Source organism: Desulfobacter sp., assembly GCA_028768525.1.
In the GTDB taxonomy this organism is placed as follows: Bacteria; Desulfobacterota; Desulfobacteria; order Desulfobacterales; family Desulfobacteraceae; genus Desulfobacter.
On record CP054837.1, the window covers coordinates 1,911,537 to 1,928,602 of the forward strand.

Sequence of the window (17,066 nt, forward strand, 5' to 3'; positions counted from 1 at the left end):
TTAACTCTCACAATCCGTTATGATTTTATCTCTTATCTTAAAGGCCTGGAACCCTCTTTGCACCCCGATGAAACCGGTGAGTTTTTCCAGCCCGTCCACAAAACAGGAGAGGGGTTCGGAGGCGTCATTATCCAGCTGGATCACGTCGCCGGGCTGCATGTACAGCAGCCGTTCCCCTGTGATTTCCGTTTTGCCCAGCTGAATCCTCAAATCCACCTCGGAATTGAGGATCACTTCTTCGATCATCTGCCGCCATTTGGAATCAATTTCCTCGGTCTCCGCCTGGACACCGGAAGACAATTTGTGCCGCATGGGTTCAATCATGGAATAGGGGTAGCAGACCACCAGGTTGCCGGCGGCCTGTTCCAGTTCGATCTCAAACCGGGTAACAATCACCAGGTCCGTGGGCAGCACGATGGCTGTGAACTGTGGATTCATCTCAGAGCGGATCAAGGATGCCTTCACCGGCTCAATGGGGGCCCATGACGCCTCAATATTTTTAAGCGTTGCCACAACGGCCTTTTTAATCATCACCTCTTCTATGGTGGTGAACTCCCGGCCTTCCACCCGCGCTTTGCCTAAAGCTTCACCGCCGAAAAAGGTATCGATGAGATTGTAGACCAGCTGGCTTTCCAGAACCACCAACCCGTGCCCCCGCAGGGGCTCCATCCTGAAGACGTGGAGACTGGTGGGAACCGGAAGACTGCGCACAAATTCGGAAAATTTCAGGGTATCAAAGGGATTGGCACTGACATCCACATTGGTTTGGAGCAGGGAGGAGAGGGTGGCCCGCACTTCCCTGGACAGCCGCTCGTTAATAACGTCAAAGGTGGGCATCCGTGCCCGGACCACCTTATCCTGGCTGGTGAAATCATAGGCAACAACCCCTTCGACGGGCTCAGGAGACGACGCCACATCGGTTTCGGTCTCTACCTCGCCTGAATCCAGACCGTCTAATAAACTGTCAACCTCGTCCTGGGATAGAATTTCACTCATGACACCATCACTGCATTAAAAAATTGGTAAAATAGATATTCCGTATGGTTACCTTGGGGAAAATTTTGTTCATCTGCCTGAGCATCTCATATTTAAGCTTAATTTTTCCCTCGGGGGTTCTCAACTCAAGCCAGGAGGCGTTCTTGACCTGGACCTCCACAATCCTTCGGAGCCGGTCCTGTACCGTATACACCTGCCTGCGGTACCTGTGGTCCGACAATTCCAGAGAAAGGTCCAAAGATATAAAATTCATGGCAGACCCTGTTTTCATCGGGATGCGCTCAAAGGGTTCCATGACCACGATATCCTCAAAAACGATTTCCTCTTTCTTTTCAACTTCCTGGACAGGAGGCGCGGCCTTTTCCTCTTCTCCGGAAAAAAAGAAGAACCATGCCCCTGCCACGGCCAGCACCAGAACGAATACAGCCGCAGCAATGATGGCGATCAGCTTTTTTTTCCCGGTCAGCCCTTTGAAAAAGAGCAGTTTTCTTAAAAAGGCAAATTTCCCGGCCGGCTTGTCTGAATCGGCCGCATCCTGCCCCGGGCCGCCAGTTTCCCGGTCTATTTCTTCCAGCAGATCTTCAGTCACAATACCTCCGGTGATTCTTTGTTGTTTTTAACTGATACAGCAAACCCTGTGCCACGGTATTTGATATGGATAGAAGAACCTGTGCAGTACTGCAGGAATTATAGAATGGGCCGGAATAATTTGGAAATATTTTTTTTATTCCTGTCCCCGTCCCAGGCCCGGACAAGGCCGGGGCCGTCAAAAGGAGCAGAAAACCGTCATGGTTTTGACGGCAACAGCCGGAGCGGGCACCTGCCCGCTCCGGCTGTAAAGAAAGGGGCAGCCGGGGGAACGGCTGCCGTGAATCGGCTAACGTTTCATCTGGATAACGGTCTGCATCATGTCATCCACGGTGGTGATGGTTTTAGAGTTGGCCTGGAACCCCCGCTGGTTGGTGATCATATTCACGAACTCTTCTGAGATATCCACGTTGGACATTTCAAGGGAGTTGGGCGAAATATTGCCAAGGCCGTTTTCACCGGGCTTATTGGTGATGGCCGTACCCGAGGCCCGGGTTTCCATGAAAAGGTTGCTCCCCTCGTTGGAGAGACCGTAATTGTTCCTGAAATTGGCCAGCCCCACCCGGAAAAGGGGAATGAGCTGACCGTTGGAATAAATTCCTGTCATTATCCCGTCGGAGGCCACCTGCACCCGTGTCAGATCCCCGGCCGCATAGCCGTCAGCATCCTGGAATATCGTGGAGGAGGCCTTGGAATACTGGGTGGTGGACAGGGAATCGTTAACAAATGCATTGTTCACATATTTTGTCCCGATATTCATCTCGATCTTGGTTTCCGTGGCACCGAAATCACCGCCCAGAAAATCCGTGGTAAACCCGTAATATCCGGTGGTGGCGATATCCGACTTATTAATCGTGGTCCAGGCAGTGGAGCCAAGGATATCAAAATCGATTTCGCTCCTGTCATTATAGGGATGGGTGGAGGTCCCGTACTTCAGGTCATTGGTAAATGTAAACCGGATATCGTCGTTGTCATCGTCGTTGCCAGAACCGTCCAGGTCGATGACCGCCTCTTCATGGTCACCCTTGAGGGTGGCGTCGGGATATTCCTCGGGGGGCACGTTGGGGTCGGTATTAAAGGCAAAATGGCTGTTGGCATTGATGGCGCCGCCGGCCGAGGGGTTAAAGGTCAGGTCAGGGCTGCTGTCCCCGTCAAAATCAATGGAGAAAACTGCGCTGCCGCCGGTATTGATGATGGCGGCGTCGGCATATTCCCTGGGCGGGGTGGGGTCCATGTCGAATTTGATATTCTGTCCGGCGGCCGTGTTCAGGGCACTGGAAAATGAATACTGAACCGTTGTGGGATTGGCAGAAGGCGGCGCCGTGCCATCCAGATACCAGGTTCTGAATACCACTGTGGTGTTATTTGAGGCGGAGGGTACAATCTCCATCCGGCCCAGACCTGCGCCGTTACCGCCGATATTGGCCGTATTGGACACACCGGTGGTGATGGTGGACCAGACACTGCCGGTCCAGTGCAGTTCGGGCTGGGGCCCGGCCGTGGTGGAAAAGGCGCCCTGGCTCCCCGCACTGGTCACCGTTACCTTGGGATCGTTTTTAGGTACAAAGGTAAAGGTGGAGGTAAAATCCTCTGACTTGATATCGTCATTCCATTCCCAGTTTGTCCCGTTATATGCCAGTTTGATGCCCGATGCCACCATGGAGACATCCTGGGCATTGACGATGGCCGTGGTGGAGGTGGTGGTGGTGACGGCACCGCCGCCGCCGTCGGTGATGTTCACACCGGTTACCAGTGTCTGGGCGGAGGCGGGCTGTGCAGCCACCTCGGGATTGGACCAATACCACTGGCCGCTGTTTCCGGTGCCGCCGTACGGATTCCAGATAATGCCCAGTCCCTTGGAGTCCTTATCCATCACCCCGGGATCATTAATTTCAAGCTTGGTGTTGTCGTTGGCGGTTTCGCCGAAATACCGGGTGCCTTCGATCCCCTGGACATGGAGGTTGTTGGGGTCGTTGATGTCAAATCCCAGGGAATCCGTAGCCACCGCCGCCTGGGCCAGCTGAATTTTAAGGTCGGGATCGGTTTTGGGCGGGCTGGTCTGGTCAAGGACCAGATGGATCTCATCATTATCGGAGTAGATGATTTCCGCATTGGGGTAGTTGGAGGGTTTTTCAGTGGCCGGATCAATGGAGCCGTCCCTGTCCTTGTCTTCAAACTGCCAGACAGCCCCGTCATATTCAAAGCTGAACCCGTATCCGTCCTTGGCCATGGCCTCACTGTTCATGATCTTGTACTCGATATTGTCGACGGTGTTCACCCCGTTGGCCGTAAAATTCCCCAGGCGGCCGGTGAATTCATCCATGGTGAAATCGAGGATGTCACCGCTGCTCTGGCTGAAGGTGATGGTCCCCCGTGCCAGAAGCCCCTTGGAATCAGTGCCCTGGACCAGGTCCCGCTTATCTTCTTCGGGATTGCAGGTGACCACATATTCCCATTCAGTGCCGGATTTTTTATCGTAAAAGATACTGACGTCATGGGTGGACCCCAGGGCATCGTATACCTTGGTCACGGTCTGGTATTCATAATTATTGGAGGGCAGGTAGGTATCCTCACCGGAATCCCAGTTATTGGACAGTACAATGGCTTTGCTGGCGGCATCGGCATCCAGGTTGGTGATGGCCGTGATCTGGGAGCTTTTCTTGGGGGGGCTGGTAAAGGCCTGCAGCACGATATCCTTGATGGAACCGGTATCCTCTCCGTCATCGTTGAGTTCCCACCCCTGAACGATATACCCTTCGGGGTTGATGAGCTGCCCGCCTTTATCGAAATAAAAATTCCCCGCCCGGGTATAGTACAGGTTTTCCGAATTGGACTGGCGCATGATGAAAAAACCGTTGCCGCCAATGGAAAGATCGGTTGCATTGCCCGTGGACTCAAAAGACCCCTGGTTGAAATTCTGGGCCACATCCCCTACGGCCATGCCGCGGCCAAGCTGTTCGGCCCCGGCCTGGGTGGCCACACTTTCATACAGGGTGTCCGCAAAGGTCATTCTTCCCTTTTTAAACCCCACGGTGTTGATATTGGAAATATTGTTACCCGTTACCTGAAGGGCATTTCCCATGTTTTTCAACCCGCTGGTACCTGTAAAAAGCGAACTTGATAAAGACATAACTTCCTCTCTTTGTTTATTTTATCTTTTTTGCAACCTGTAGCGCTATTTGATTCCCGTCACACTGTCCAGTGTCAGCAGCCGTGAACTGTCCTTAAGTTCCAGGAACTGCTGGCCGTTGACAATCTTAATACCGGCCACCTCTTCATTGACTGGGGTGTCGGCCAGTTTCCCCCTGGACATGACCTGGTACTGGTAAAGGCCGTCGGCCACTTTGTCGCCGGAATTGTCGGTGCCGTCCCACTCATAGGTATTGGCCCCTTCAACGGTCTGGTCTTCGCTGATCTGCACTGTCTTGACCAGGTTGCCGGCGGCATCAAGGATATTGAGCACGGCCAGGGCCTTCTGATCCAGATTGAAACTCAGGTCGGTCCCCGCCACGGCCCCGTCTTCCACCTGGACAATGGGCTGCTCCGAGGTAACAGTCTTGCCCAGGTAGCCCACCAGGGATTCGGGTTTTTCAGTGGAGGTTTCGGCCTTGTCCCGCACCGCATCCACAGAGGCCGGATCCATGAGCACCCCATTGACCACCAGGAAGGCATTGCCGTTACTGTAGGAAACGCCCTGTACTTCCCCGGATACGGTTGAGGAAAGGTCCGTGAACCCGGCCCCGTAGTTGGCGCTGACCGTATATGTATAGGTGCCGTCGTCGGCCATCTTCCCGCTGCTGTCCTTGCCGTCCCAGGTAATGGTGTGGCCGCCGGCCTCCTGCTGGCCGAGGTTGAATGTCCTGACGGTATTTCCCTTGGCATCGGTGACGGTGACTTTCACCTCTGCGGGTGTATCAATGCTGAAGTAGCCGCTGGAAGCCGTGCCGTCCTGAAGGGCGATGGTGTCCACCTTGCCCGCCACCTCTTTACCGATATAGTCCATGATATCAGAGGAAGAACCGCCTCCGGAATTGCCGGCCACACCTTCCATGGTTTCATTCAGGTTCATCAACTGCTCCAATTGTGAAAACTGGGCCAGCTGTGCTGAAAAATCAGTACCGTCCATGGGATTCAGGGGGTCCTGATTTTTAAGCTGGGCCACCAGCATGGTTAAAAAGGCGTCCCGCCCCAGCGCATCATTCTTTTGGGCCGTTTCGTCTTCCCTCGGCGTGTATGATGATACGATGTTGTCCAGTCCGGCATTTCCAGTTGATGTAACCGCCATTGTTTTTTCTCCAAATCAGGTAATAATTTCAAACTTAATTGAGCAATGTCTGTGCCAGCCACGCCTCTCTTAAATTTATGCTTTATTTTCAATAAGTTATCATTAGAGTTTGATATTTTTCGTCTTGATTCAGCCTGTTTTTGGAATAAATTTCCCCATGGGCGGCCCGGCCCATGGGAAAATATTACCGGATGATTATTGGGGAAATTTTAAGGGGGGGAAAAAGGGTTAGGCTACAAAATGATATGAACCGTCCAGGTCGGATTCCTGCGCAAGCGGAAGGGGCTCATCGCTGCCCTCGGCATTGGAACCACCCAATCCGCCGCCGGCATTCCTGCCGCCTTTACGGTTAAAGTTGCCGGCCTGCCCGCCCGCATTGGCCATGGACTGCCTGAAATCACTGCTCATGTCCACATCAAAGCTGTCCAGGCTGATGCCGGCTGAGGCAAGGGTTGTCCTCAGTTCATTGACATTGGACGCCAGTATATCTTTGGCCGCCTGGTTCTCGGTGAGGATGCTCACCTTGATGCTGTTGCCTGAATTATCGATGGTGAGCATCAGCCGTCCCAGTTCCGCAGGCTTCAACTGGATCTTGAGGGTACTCTCACCATTGTTCACCGCCCGGACAATACTCCGGTTTACCTGGTTGGTCACATAGGAGGGCAGTGCCCGTTCAGAGGATTTGGTTCTAAGGCTGGTCAAGGGGCTGTTGGTATCGGCCTTTGCCCCGGCTGTGTCCCCGGACTGCACATCGACCTTGTCCGCCTGTGCGTCCGCAGATTTATGTTCCGTTCCGGCGGCATGCCTGCCATGGCCCTGGCCGGAAAGCCCGGATGCCACCTGCTTTGCCACGGGAGTGCTGATCTCCTTGAGGCCGGTATCGGTCCGGGAGGTATCGCCCGTCTGTTCCGCTGCAAAGAGGCTGGTTTTATTTTTCCCGTTCTTTTTCGGAATCAGCAAATCATTTTTGAACTGGTCCCGGACCTCACGGAAGGAAAATCCGGACAGGTCTTGATCCTCACTGGCCAGGGTAAAGGAGGCGAACAGCTTGTCAACCAAGGCACCTGCCGATTCTTTTCCCCCGTTTTCCCCGGCACCGCCTGCCAGGGGCAATTGGGAAGCATGCTGTATCGACTGCACATCTTTGGTTTTGGATCTGGCATAGGTATCAAAAATCGAAATCAGATCTTTAAGGGTCACGGTCTCCCCTTCAGATGCCCCGGCGCCGATATCCTGCACCACCGCCTCTGCCGCTGAGGCCATATTTACACTGGCCAGGAGCTCCGTTACCTTAGACCTGTCCGCCGTTATTTCCAACGGAGTGCCGCTCTGGCTGCCGGATTCCATCATCTTTTCAAGTGCCTGCACCAGTGTATTAAGGTTGATCCCATTCTGGCCGCTGTCCGCTTTTTCCAGGATGCCTGCCGCCACATCCTTGGGGATTTGGTACTCCTCCAGGAGGGCTGCGATAAACGGAAGGGAAGAGGTTTCCAAGAACACATCTTCATCGGCATCCTCCCCGTCCACGGGTTCCAGGGAATCAAGGCTTTTCATCACATCACCGAGGCTGATTTCCTTTTCCCCTGCCCCGAGCTTTTCTTTGAATCCCGCAAGGGCCTCGGCCACCTCATCCGGGTCGAACCCGGCCTTGACCAGGAGTTTTTCCAGGGCATCCAGCCCCTCCCTATCCATGGTGACGCCATTGAGATCCCCCCCGGAAATTTTCAGAAGGGCGGCCTCCAGGCTGGCCAAAAAGGCCTTTCCGCTTTTAACGGCCGAAGTCGTCGTTTCGGTATTTTCCCCGGTTTCGACAAGTTTTTCCGCCTTGCCCGCCCCCTGGGAAGACTGTTCCACCGCCTCAAGCTTCCCCACGGCCTTTTTGAACCTGGCCGCAAATGCATCCAGGTTTGAGCCGGTGTCTTCAACGGCCCGGCCAGCCGATCCTGTCCCGGCAGACGGGTTCCCCAAATTTGAAGCGTTACGGGCCGCCAGGTTGGAAACTGCTGATTTCATATCGGCAAAGGCAAACATCATGTCCATAGGGCACCTATCCTTAAAATCCTGTAAAAACAAATTATCAGTTCCCTAAAGAGGCAATGATCATGCCAAATCGGATTAAAGAGAGTTTTTGCTATAATTTTCAGATAGTTGGATAAAAAACATTTCGATTCATCTCCAATACCCGGCACCGAATTTTGGAAAAAATTACCGGGCATTCCGGCAAATTATGACCATGCCGGAATGCCCGGAAAAAGACGAGGCAGGACAAAGGGTATTGGGGGAGGGATTACTTGCGTTTAAAGGCGAGGCGTTCGCTGATCTTTGCCGCTTTTGCAGAATCCACGAACGAAAGAATCTGGGAAGCCGACGCTTCCCGCATCCGTACAAAGATTTCCTGGGCCACCTCAAGTGCCATCTTATCCACGATCAATGCCGCGGCCTTGGGTTTCATGCCGGCATACATTTTTACCAGCCGGTTCATTTTGGCCTCAAAGGCTGCTTCCTTATCCAGTTCAGCCTGGCTCTTTTTTCGCTCCAGCTTTGCCAGATCGTCGTTTATCTGTTTTTTCAGCTCGGCCAGGGCAGCCAGTTTCTCATCGATCTGGGCTTCATAGTTTTCAAGCTCTTTTTTTTCCCGGATCAGACGCTGGGATTCAGCGTCAACAGCCAGCCTCTTCTCTTCAAGCCCCCTGAGTACGACCTTGGCCGGGTCCGGGCATTCAGGACACTCGGGACAGGGGGCAGGCTTTCCCTCTTCTTCTGCTTTCTCCCCTTCCTTGGCGGTCTCTTTTTTTTCCTCATCGGCGGCAAAGGCAGTGGAGCCCCCGTCAAAGAAGGGATTACCGCCGGTGCCACTCCCGCCCCAGCTTACCAGCATCACCACAGCAACCATCAGATAGATATATTTACGACTGCCCATTCAAAGCCTCCCTTGCGGTTTTTATGGCTGAGATCTCATCAAGCCCCTTCTGCTCTTCCCTGAGCATTTCACGGGTATATTCCTCAGCCCGCCTCTCACGTAACCGTTCCATGGCTTTTTTGTCAATGGTTCTTTGCTTAAGAATTTTTCTTTTTTCCGCCACCACCTTTTCAAGGTACCTTTTGCGGTCCCGTTCGCTGACAATGGTTTGGTCCAGGCCGGACAGATAGGCGTAGTGGCTGCGGAACTCATTTGAGGGAATCCCTTTTTCCACCAGCCGGTCAAGGCGGCCTTCGGCATCCAGCCGATTCTGCTTCATGTCTGCAATGCCCTTTTCGCAGGCGGTGACATCCGCCACGGCCCTGGCCATATCCTGGCGGGCCTGTTGTTCCAGGTGTTTCCTGTAATTGAGCAGGGACTGAAGTTTGAATTCAAACCGTTTCATGCCATCCCCCTAAACTTCCAGGGCAGCGCTGAGTCCTGCGACACTGGACTTGTGGTCCATGCCGGCCTCAATCTGCTGGCGCAGGAACTGGTTGATCCTGGGCATGAGCCGCTTGGCCTGGTCCACATTGGGGTCGGAACCGTCCACATAGGCCCCGATGGAGATCATATCTTCGGCACTTTTATATGCCGCCATTATTGCCACGGCCTTATCCCTCACGGCCATGTGGTCTTGGGTGCTCACATCCCGCATGACCCTGGATACACTGGCCATCACATCGATGGCCGGATAATGCCCCCGGTTGGCCAAATCCCTGGAAAGGACGATATGGCCGTCCACAATGGAACGGACCGTATCCCCCACCGGATCATTCATGTCGTCCCCTTCCACCAGGGTGGTATAAATACCGGTAATGGAGCCCCCGCTTTCAAGGCATCCGGCCCGCTCCAGAAGGATGGGGATCTGGACAAAAAAGGAAGGGGTGTATCCCCGGGTGGTGGGAGGTTCGCCGGCGGCCAGGCCCACATCCCTGGAGGACATGGCAAACCGGGTGATGGAATCCACCATGAGCAGGACATTCTTTCCCTGGTCCCTGAAATATTCGGCAATGGTGGTGGCAAGATAGGCCCCCCGCATACGGGTCAGGGGCGGGGAATCCGAGGTGGCGGCCACCACCACGGCCCGGCGCAGCCCTGCGGGCCCCAGGGTATCTTCCACAAAATCCTTGACCTCCCGGCCCCGCTCCCCGATAAGTCCGATGACCACCACATCCGCAGCCGTATGCTTGGTCATCATGCCCATGAGCACACTTTTGCCCACACCGGAACCGGCCATGATGGCCACCCGCTGGCCCCGGCCCAGGGTAATCATGGAATTTATGGCGCCGATGCCCACATCCAGCGGTTCTCTAATGGTTTTCCGCTCCAGGGGCCCCAGGGGCTTGCCGTAGAGATAGTAGCTGTGGTCCGCCGGAATGGGGCCTTTCCCGTCAATGGGATTGCCCATGCCGTCCACCACCCGGCCCAGCATGGCGTCTGAAACCCCCACCATGGGGGAGGAGGCCACGGGAAGAATCCGGCTACCCAGGCTGATGCCCCGCATATCGCCAAAGGGCATGAACAGGGCTTTTTCGCCCTTGAAACCGACAACCTCAGCCATGACGGCCAGGCCCTGGTCATTGATGATATTGCAGACCCCGCCCACGCCAAGGCCTAAGCTGTCCCCTTCGGCGATGAGGCCGATGACCTGTGAAACCCGTCCTTCTGGCACAACGGTTCTGGCACCCGCCACCGCCCTGAGGTATCGGGAAAAATCCACCCGGTCAAAAAGATCCGCTCTCATGACCGGGAGGCCCCCACCACCGCATCATAAACTGCGGCCAGCTTTGATTCCGGATCCGTGGCAATGACGGCCCCGGCACTTTCGATGCGGCATCCCCCCTTGGGAATCATGGGATCAGAATTCACAGCCACATGATTCAACGAGCGGATGGATTCGAAAAAGACCTCTTTAACCATTTCCACATACTCATAATCTTCAGTGGAGACATTGAGGGTGATCTCTTCCGGGGCCACAAGGCCTTTCATGGCATCAATAATGGTGTGACGGACGATTTCGTCATCGGTATCCACCTTGGCGGCCACAGCTTTTTCTGCAATTTTATATACCAGTTCAATGAGTTGCCCCTCATACCGTACCAGCATCCGGTCCAACAGCCCGTCCGCGGTTTCCAGGCTCTCTTTCAAAGGCCCCAGGACATCCTCGGTCTGGGCACGGACCTCAGTTCGGCCGGCCTCAAGCCCCTCTTCCAGGCCCTGCTGAAAGCCCTCTTCCTGGCCCTTGGCAAACCCGTCGGCCTCTCCTTTTTCCCTGCCCTGGGCCTCTCCCTTGGCAAAGCCCTCCTCAAAGCCTTTGGTTTCCCCAGCAGCCCTGCCCTCTTCCTGTCCCCGGGCAAGCCCGTCCTGGTATCCCTGTTCAAATCCCAGCTCTTCCGGAGTTTTTTCCGGCGGGGCATCCCGACCCTCTGACGAATCCGATTCCGGGTCCGGCGTCGTGTCCGGTGCACCATTTTCTTCCGTATCCGTCCCCTCTATCAGGGGCTCGAACAACTCCTGCTTGATTTCACGGGTTACCTTATAAAGCGCCTCAAAGGAGACTTCCTCCTCTTTTTCCTCCTCCTCCGGATCGAACAGGAGCTTGAACCTGTCGTAATCCGGTTCGGTTTCCGGGGATTTTACCGAGACTTCCTTTTCAAAACTCTCCAGGGCCCCCAGATCCATTGGCTTGAACCCATCGTCCGGAACCGTATTGGGTGTATTCTTATCAGACAAGGACATCATCCTTTCCTTTGCCCAGGGTTATGGTGCCGTCGGCCTCAAGCTCCTTGGCTGCCCGGACCACTGCCTGCTGGGCCTCTTCAACTTCGGCCAGGCGGACAGGCCCCATGGCCTCAAGGTCGTCTTTAAGCATTTCACCGGCCCGCTGGGAGAGGTTGGAGAATATCTTGTCCTTCATCTCTTCGGTGGCGGTCTTCAGGGCGTAGGTAAGCTGCTGGCCTTCAACCTTCTTGAGGATTTCCCTCATGGCCGTATCGTCTATACCGGTGAGATCCTCAAATACAAACATGAGGTTCCGGATTTCGTTGGCCATTTCGGCATCATCTTCTTCCACATATTCCATGACCGAATCTTCGGTGGATTTATCCACCCCATTGATGATATCCACCAGCACTTCCAGGCCGCCGGCCTTGCCCCCGGGACCTACGGCTCCGGAGAGTTCATACTTCAGGGCCCGGTCCACATCCCGGACCACATCCTCGGATATCTGTCCCAGTTTGGCAATACGCATGGCAATATCACCCTTCTGCTCGTCGGGCAGCGTCATCAAAATTTCCGAGGAGATTTCCGCCGGCATGTGGGCCAGGATCATGGCGATGGTCTGGGGATGCTCCCCTTCCACATAGGCAGCCAGGGTGCCGACATTGACATTCCGGCTCCAGATAAAGGGCTTGTCCTGTTTTTTCTTTTCCAGGTCTTCCAGGATGGCTTTGGCCTCGTTTTCCTTGAGGGTCTTGGACACCACGTTCTTGATAAAGGTATCCCCCTCCACGATCATTTTGGTATCCCCTTCGAATTTTTCCACAAATTCCTCGGATACCCCTTTGAGCATTTCCGGGGTGATGTGATCGATCTTGGACATTTCAAAGGCGATATCCGCAATCTCCTGCTCCGTCATTTTCTCGAACACCGAGGTGGCGTAAACCTCCCCCATGACCATGAGAAACACGGCGGCTTTCTGGCAGCCGGTCAAATTTTTCGGATCAAAATCCTTTGCCATGGTTTAGTCCTCTTCTTCCTCTGTGGTTTCGCTGACCCATCCCTTGATGATGTTCACCGTCTTGAACAGATCCTGGTTGGCGTAGAATCTGGCCTTTTCCGTTGGCGGCATATTGGCCAGATAAGCGGCCCGCTCGCTGACCGTCATCTTTCTGATGAATTCCTCTTTCTGGTCTTCGGTCATCATTTCAAGGAATTCGCGCTGCTGATCCGCATCCATTTCCTCGAACTTGGGCTGTTTTTCCTCTTCCTCAAGCAGGGCCAGTTCCTCGGGCGACGGCAGGGCTTCCTGTTCCACAGTGACCTTGATATCCTTCACCGTCTTGATAATGGGACGGATAATGAAGAGGAATAATACCAGAACCAGCAGAAGGTTGGCAATAAGCCGGCCATATTCCTTCTGGACCATTTTCCAGCCCGTGAGCTTGGGCGCGGCCCCGTCCAGCTCGCCGATGGGAGCAAAGGGGAAGCATTCCATGGACACCTGGTCGCTGCGGTCTTCATTGTAGCCCATGGCATTGACCACAATATTCTTGAACTGGTTCATCTCCTCAACGGACCTGGGCACATAGGCCCGGCTGGTCTCTCCGGCCTCATTGGTTTTGAATTCGTACCGGCCGTCCACCACGGCGGCCACGGAAACCCGGGTCAGGGTTGCCATGGGCTTCTGGGTCTCCCGAACCCGCCTTGAAATTTCATAGTTGACCGTATCGTCGCTTTTGTTTACCCGCTCGTTGGTCTGCTCTCCGGGCGGATTTTCATCTGTAATGGGATTGACGCTGGAGGGGATACCGATATCCTCGGTGACCTGGACCACTTTTTCCGCTTTGTTTTTCCGGCTTCTGATAAACTCCCCGCCCCGTTCAAAGGGATCGTAGATCTCCTCATTCATATTATTTTTGGAAAAATCCATCTCCGTGGTCACCCGGACAATGGCCTTGTCCTTGCCCACGATGCGCTCCAGCATGGTCTGGATCCTGCGGGTGAGGTTTTCCTCAAACCTGACCTTGTACTGGTATTGGGCATCGGCCAGGTTCTCCGCATCAATCCGCGCCTGCTCTTCTTCGGATTTGCCCTCGAAAAGAATCCGCCCCGCCGTATCCACGATGGTGACCAACTTGGGGGTGAGATCCTGGACCGCAGAGGCCACCAGATGGGCGATGGAGGCCACCTTTTCCTTGTCCAGATCTGAATTGAGTTCCAGCAGGATAGAGGCCGAGGGCTGTTTGGTTTCCTCCACAAACACCGATTCCTTGGGCAGCACGATCATCACCCTGGCGTTTTTCACCTCGTCAAAGGCCTTGATGGTCCGGGCCAGTTCTCCCTGAAGTGCCCGTTTCTTGTTGATTTTCTGGACAAACTCGGTGGTGCCGAATTCAGTCTTATCAAAAATTTCATACCCCACGCCCCCGCCTTTGGGAATCCCTTCCTTGGCCATGGACAGCCGGACATCATAAACAATGGATTCAGGCACCATGATGGTGGTGCCGTCTCCGGTGATCCGGTAGGGGGTATTGGCGGATTTGAGGTGCTCGACCACGGCAGCGGCGTCCTCCCGGGTCAAACCGGTGTATGCGGCCTTGAACTGGGTCTTGTTGGTCCAGATGAACATGGTGGTGAATCCGGCAATCACGGAGAGTACCAGCACCCCCAGAATGATTTTACGGACCAGGGACAATTCCTTTAAGGTCGTTATGATTCTTTCGACTACGGGGTTCATAAAACCGGCTGCTCCTTACTATACCTGCATGCGCATGATTTCATTATAGGCCGTCATGGCCTTGTTTCTCACCTGGGCCAGCACTTTGAGGGTGGTGCTTGCCTTGCCCAAGGCCAACATCCCTTCATGGATACCCATGCGGCCCTGGATTACGGCTTCCACGGAATCGTCGGCAATGTGCTGTTTGTCATTTACTTCGAGGACAGCGGATTTCAACCGCTGGGAAAATTCCGGATTCCGCCGCTCCACCCGCTTGTTCACCGGTTCCCGGTGAAGGTTGGTCATTCCCGAATTAATTTTGTTTATACCGGCCATGTCCATCTCCTAAACTTATCTGCTGGTCCTTATTTGCCGATTTCCAGAGCCTTGGCCACCATGTCCTTGGTGGTGGATAAGGCCGTAACACTGGCTTCATAGCTCCTTCGTGCCACCATCATATCCGCAATTTCGGTCAGATGGTCCACATTGGGCATTTTCACGTATCCGGTATCCGGATCTGCATCGGGATGGGCCGGATTGTATACCAGGGCAAAATCTTCCTGGGACCGGACGATCTGATCCACCTTCACCCCGTCGCCCTTATTCGGTTTCACCTCTCCGTCCAATTCAATGGGGGAAAACTCAATGGGCCCGCCGACTTGTTTTTTCTTCATATTTTTTTCGATCACGCTTTCAAAGGAATCAATGGAGGAGCCCTTGAATACCACCATTTTCCGGCGGTAGGGCCCGCCCTCTTCAGTGCGGGTGGTATCCACGTTGGCCAGGTTCTCGGCAATCACGTTGAGCTTCGTCCGGTGGGCCGCCAGGGCTGTGCCGCTGATTTTTGCCGCATTCATCAAATCCATGGATTATTTACCTCCTTCTTCAATGGCGTAATTGAGGATGGCCGCCTTTCTCAGCAGCATCTCCGCGGTTGATTTATATTTGATATTGTTTTCCATCAGGTGCATCATCTCGGTATCGATGTTCACCGAATCCAGATGGTGGATATCCACATCCTCGCTGTCTTCCCCCCGCACCTCATAGGGACGGCGGCCATCGTTAAAGGAAAGGTGTTTTTCATGGGTCTTCGCCATATAGTCGGGTTCGGAGCCGGTCATGGCCCGCTTCAGGGCGCTCTGGAAATCCAGGTCGCTGGGGGTGTACCCGATGGTATCCATATTGGCGATATTGCTTGAAATCAAATTATGCCGTTTGGCAGAGATATCCAGGCTTTTGGATATCATCTGGTGGGTACGACCGAAGATTCTCGAATCTGCCATCTTTCCAATGCTCCCTTGTTCCTGTGGCTGCCCCGAGATAAAAGGGCAAACCAGATCAAAACATCATAAACAAACTACTGGAAAGACAAAATGCAATTTACATGCCGGGTTTTAAATCAGGAAGTTTCTTTATATTCGTTGAGTTTGTTTCGCAGGGTGCGGACGCTGATACCGAGAATCTTCGCAGCGTGGGTGCGGTTGCCCTCAGTGGTGTCAAGGGTCTTGAAAATCATCTTCTGCTCCATCTCTTTCAAGGAGCCGGCGGGAACCTCAAAGGCCTGTTCTTCGTGGGTTTCAGCGGTCAGTCCCGTCGCCGGAGCCACCCCGTCCATGAGCAGATCCTGGGGGGTGATCCGGTCGGACTGGGCCAGCAGCACTGCCCGGTGGATAATATTTTCCAGTTCCCGGACATTGCCAGGGAATCCATGGGCCGACAGCTGGGCCACGGCCTCCGGCGTCAATCCTCTGACGTCCCGCCCGTCAATCCGACAGTATTTCTCAATGAAAAACTCACAGAGCAGATTCATATCGCCGAACCGTTCCCTCAGGGGAGGAATTACCAGGGGGATGGTGTTGAGCCGGTAAAACAGATCCTCCCTGAACTCTTTATTGTCCACTGCGGATTTGGCATCCCGGTTGGTGGTGGCAATGACACGGACATCCACATCAACGGACTGGGTGCCGCCCACACGGTCCACCACCTTTTCCTGGAGAACCCGCAGCAGCTTGGACTGCAGATGGAACTGCATTTCCGTGATCTCATCCAGAAACAGGGTGCCCTTGTCCGCCAGTTCGAATTTGCCTATCTTTCTGGACAGGGCGCCTGTAAAGGCTCCTTTTTCATGGCCGAACAATTCACTTTCCAAAAGGTTTTCCGGCAGGGCCGCACAGTTCACTGCAATAAAGGGCCGGTCCCTGCGCCCGCTTTTTTCATGGAGGAACCGGGCAAACAATTCCTTGCCCGTACCACTCTCCCCCTGGATGAGGACAGAAGCGCTGGAATCGGCCACCCGTTCCGCAAGGCCCAGCAATTGCTTCATTTTGGTATCGCTGGTGATAATCCGGACCTTTTTCTTTTTTTGAGAGGATTTTTTTTCACGTGCCGGGGCCGCCTCCGCCCCTCCCATTGTCAGGGCCTTGCGGACACTGAGTTCAAGCTGCCGGGGATCCACCGGCTTAATAAGGTAATCCACGGCCCCGGCTTTCATCAGGGCCACGGCATAATCCACATCCGGCTCGGGGGTGATGATAATGGTTCGGCACTGCGGATGGGCGGCATCCGCCGCCTTTAAAAATTCAAGGGCTGAAAAATCCGGAGTGGCGTCATCGGCCACCACGATCCGGGGCTTGTTCTCATTAAGAAGGGCAGATGCAGAACCGCCGTCGGGCACGGCATCCACCAGAAAGCCCAACCCCTCCAGCAGGGCCGTGTAATTCATCCTGTCTTTTGGATTTTCAATGATGAGGAATACTCTCTGTCCAGGCATTGTCGGGCTATCTTATCCTTTTCTTATC

15 protein-coding genes are annotated in these 17,066 nt (G+C 54.2%); all 15 read right to left on the reverse strand.

Translation table 11 applies throughout. The annotated features are described in order from the left end of the window. The 15 genes from fliM to HUN04_08880 all read right to left on the reverse strand — a co-directional run bounded on the left by fliM (position 1) and on the right by HUN04_08880 (position 17,038). Positions 1–996: a flagellar motor switch protein FliM gene (gene fliM / locus HUN04_08810; protein WDP89804.1), complete on the reverse strand. Its 996-nt coding sequence runs from the start codon at positions 994–996 to the stop codon at positions 1–3. A 7-nt stretch (positions 997–1,003) separates the two neighbouring features. Beyond that, on the reverse strand, positions 1,004–1,585 hold the full coding sequence (locus HUN04_08815) for a flagellar basal body-associated FliL family protein (GenBank protein ID WDP89805.1): 582 nt from the start codon (positions 1,583–1,585) through the stop codon (positions 1,004–1,006). 288 nt (positions 1,586–1,873) lie between these two features. Then, a complete protein-coding gene (locus tag HUN04_08820) occupies positions 1,874–4,714 on the reverse strand; it encodes a flagellar hook-basal body complex protein (protein ID WDP89806.1) in 2,841 nt (946 codons plus the stop codon). A 45-nt stretch (positions 4,715–4,759) separates the two neighbouring features. Continuing rightward, a complete protein-coding gene (locus tag HUN04_08825; GenBank protein WDP89807.1) occupies positions 4,760–5,869 on the reverse strand; it encodes a flagellar hook capping protein in 1,110 nt (369 codons plus the stop codon). A 228-nt stretch (positions 5,870–6,097) separates the two neighbouring features. Next, positions 6,098–7,909 (reverse strand): flagellar hook-length control protein FliK, encoded by a 1,812-nt coding sequence (locus tag HUN04_08830; protein WDP89808.1) that lies wholly within the window; start codon positions 7,907–7,909, stop codon positions 6,098–6,100. Between the two features lie 247 nt (positions 7,910–8,156). Continuing rightward, positions 8,157–8,789, reverse strand: a complete 633-nt coding sequence (locus tag HUN04_08835; protein WDP89809.1) for a hypothetical protein — start codon at positions 8,787–8,789, stop codon at positions 8,157–8,159. Next, positions 8,776–9,234, reverse strand: a complete 459-nt coding sequence (fliJ, locus tag HUN04_08840; GenBank protein ID WDP89810.1) for a flagellar export protein FliJ — start codon at positions 9,232–9,234, stop codon at positions 8,776–8,778. Before fliJ ends, HUN04_08835 begins: the two co-directional genes overlap by 14 nt. A 9-nt stretch (positions 9,235–9,243) precedes the next feature. Next, positions 9,244–10,575: a FliI/YscN family ATPase gene (locus HUN04_08845; GenBank protein WDP89811.1), complete on the reverse strand. Its 1,332-nt coding sequence runs from the start codon at positions 10,573–10,575 to the stop codon at positions 9,244–9,246. Beyond that, positions 10,572–11,570 (reverse strand): flagellar biosynthesis/type III secretory pathway protein, encoded by a 999-nt coding sequence (locus tag HUN04_08850; GenBank protein WDP93221.1) that lies wholly within the window; start codon positions 11,568–11,570, stop codon positions 10,572–10,574. Before HUN04_08850 ends, HUN04_08845 begins: the two co-directional genes overlap by 4 nt. Continuing rightward, entirely contained in the window at positions 11,557–12,570 is a 1,014-nt protein-coding gene (gene fliG, locus HUN04_08855) for a flagellar motor switch protein FliG (GenBank protein ID WDP89812.1), read from the reverse strand. Before fliG ends, HUN04_08850 begins: the two co-directional genes overlap by 14 nt. Positions 12,571–12,573: 3 nt before the next feature. Next, on the reverse strand, positions 12,574–14,289 hold the full coding sequence (gene fliF / locus HUN04_08860; protein ID WDP89813.1) for a flagellar M-ring protein FliF: 1,716 nt from the start codon (positions 14,287–14,289) through the stop codon (positions 12,574–12,576). A gap of 18 nt (positions 14,290–14,307) precedes the next feature. Next, a complete protein-coding gene (gene fliE, locus HUN04_08865; GenBank protein WDP89814.1) occupies positions 14,308–14,604 on the reverse strand; it encodes a flagellar hook-basal body complex protein FliE in 297 nt (98 codons plus the stop codon). 29 nt (positions 14,605–14,633) lie between these two features. Continuing rightward, the gene (gene flgC / locus HUN04_08870) at positions 14,634–15,134 is read right to left on the reverse strand and encodes a flagellar basal body rod protein FlgC (protein WDP89815.1); all 501 of its coding nucleotides are present in this window, start codon (positions 15,132–15,134) and stop codon (positions 14,634–14,636) included. A 3-nt stretch (positions 15,135–15,137) separates the two neighbouring features. Further along, complete coding sequence (gene flgB / locus HUN04_08875; protein WDP89816.1) at positions 15,138–15,551, reverse strand: flagellar basal body rod protein FlgB; 414 nt, start codon at positions 15,549–15,551, stop codon at positions 15,138–15,140. 116 nt (positions 15,552–15,667) lie between these two features. Then, on the reverse strand, positions 15,668–17,038 hold the full coding sequence (locus HUN04_08880; GenBank protein WDP89817.1) for a sigma-54-dependent Fis family transcriptional regulator: 1,371 nt from the start codon (positions 17,036–17,038) through the stop codon (positions 15,668–15,670). Between the last annotated feature and the right edge of the window lie 28 nt (positions 17,039–17,066).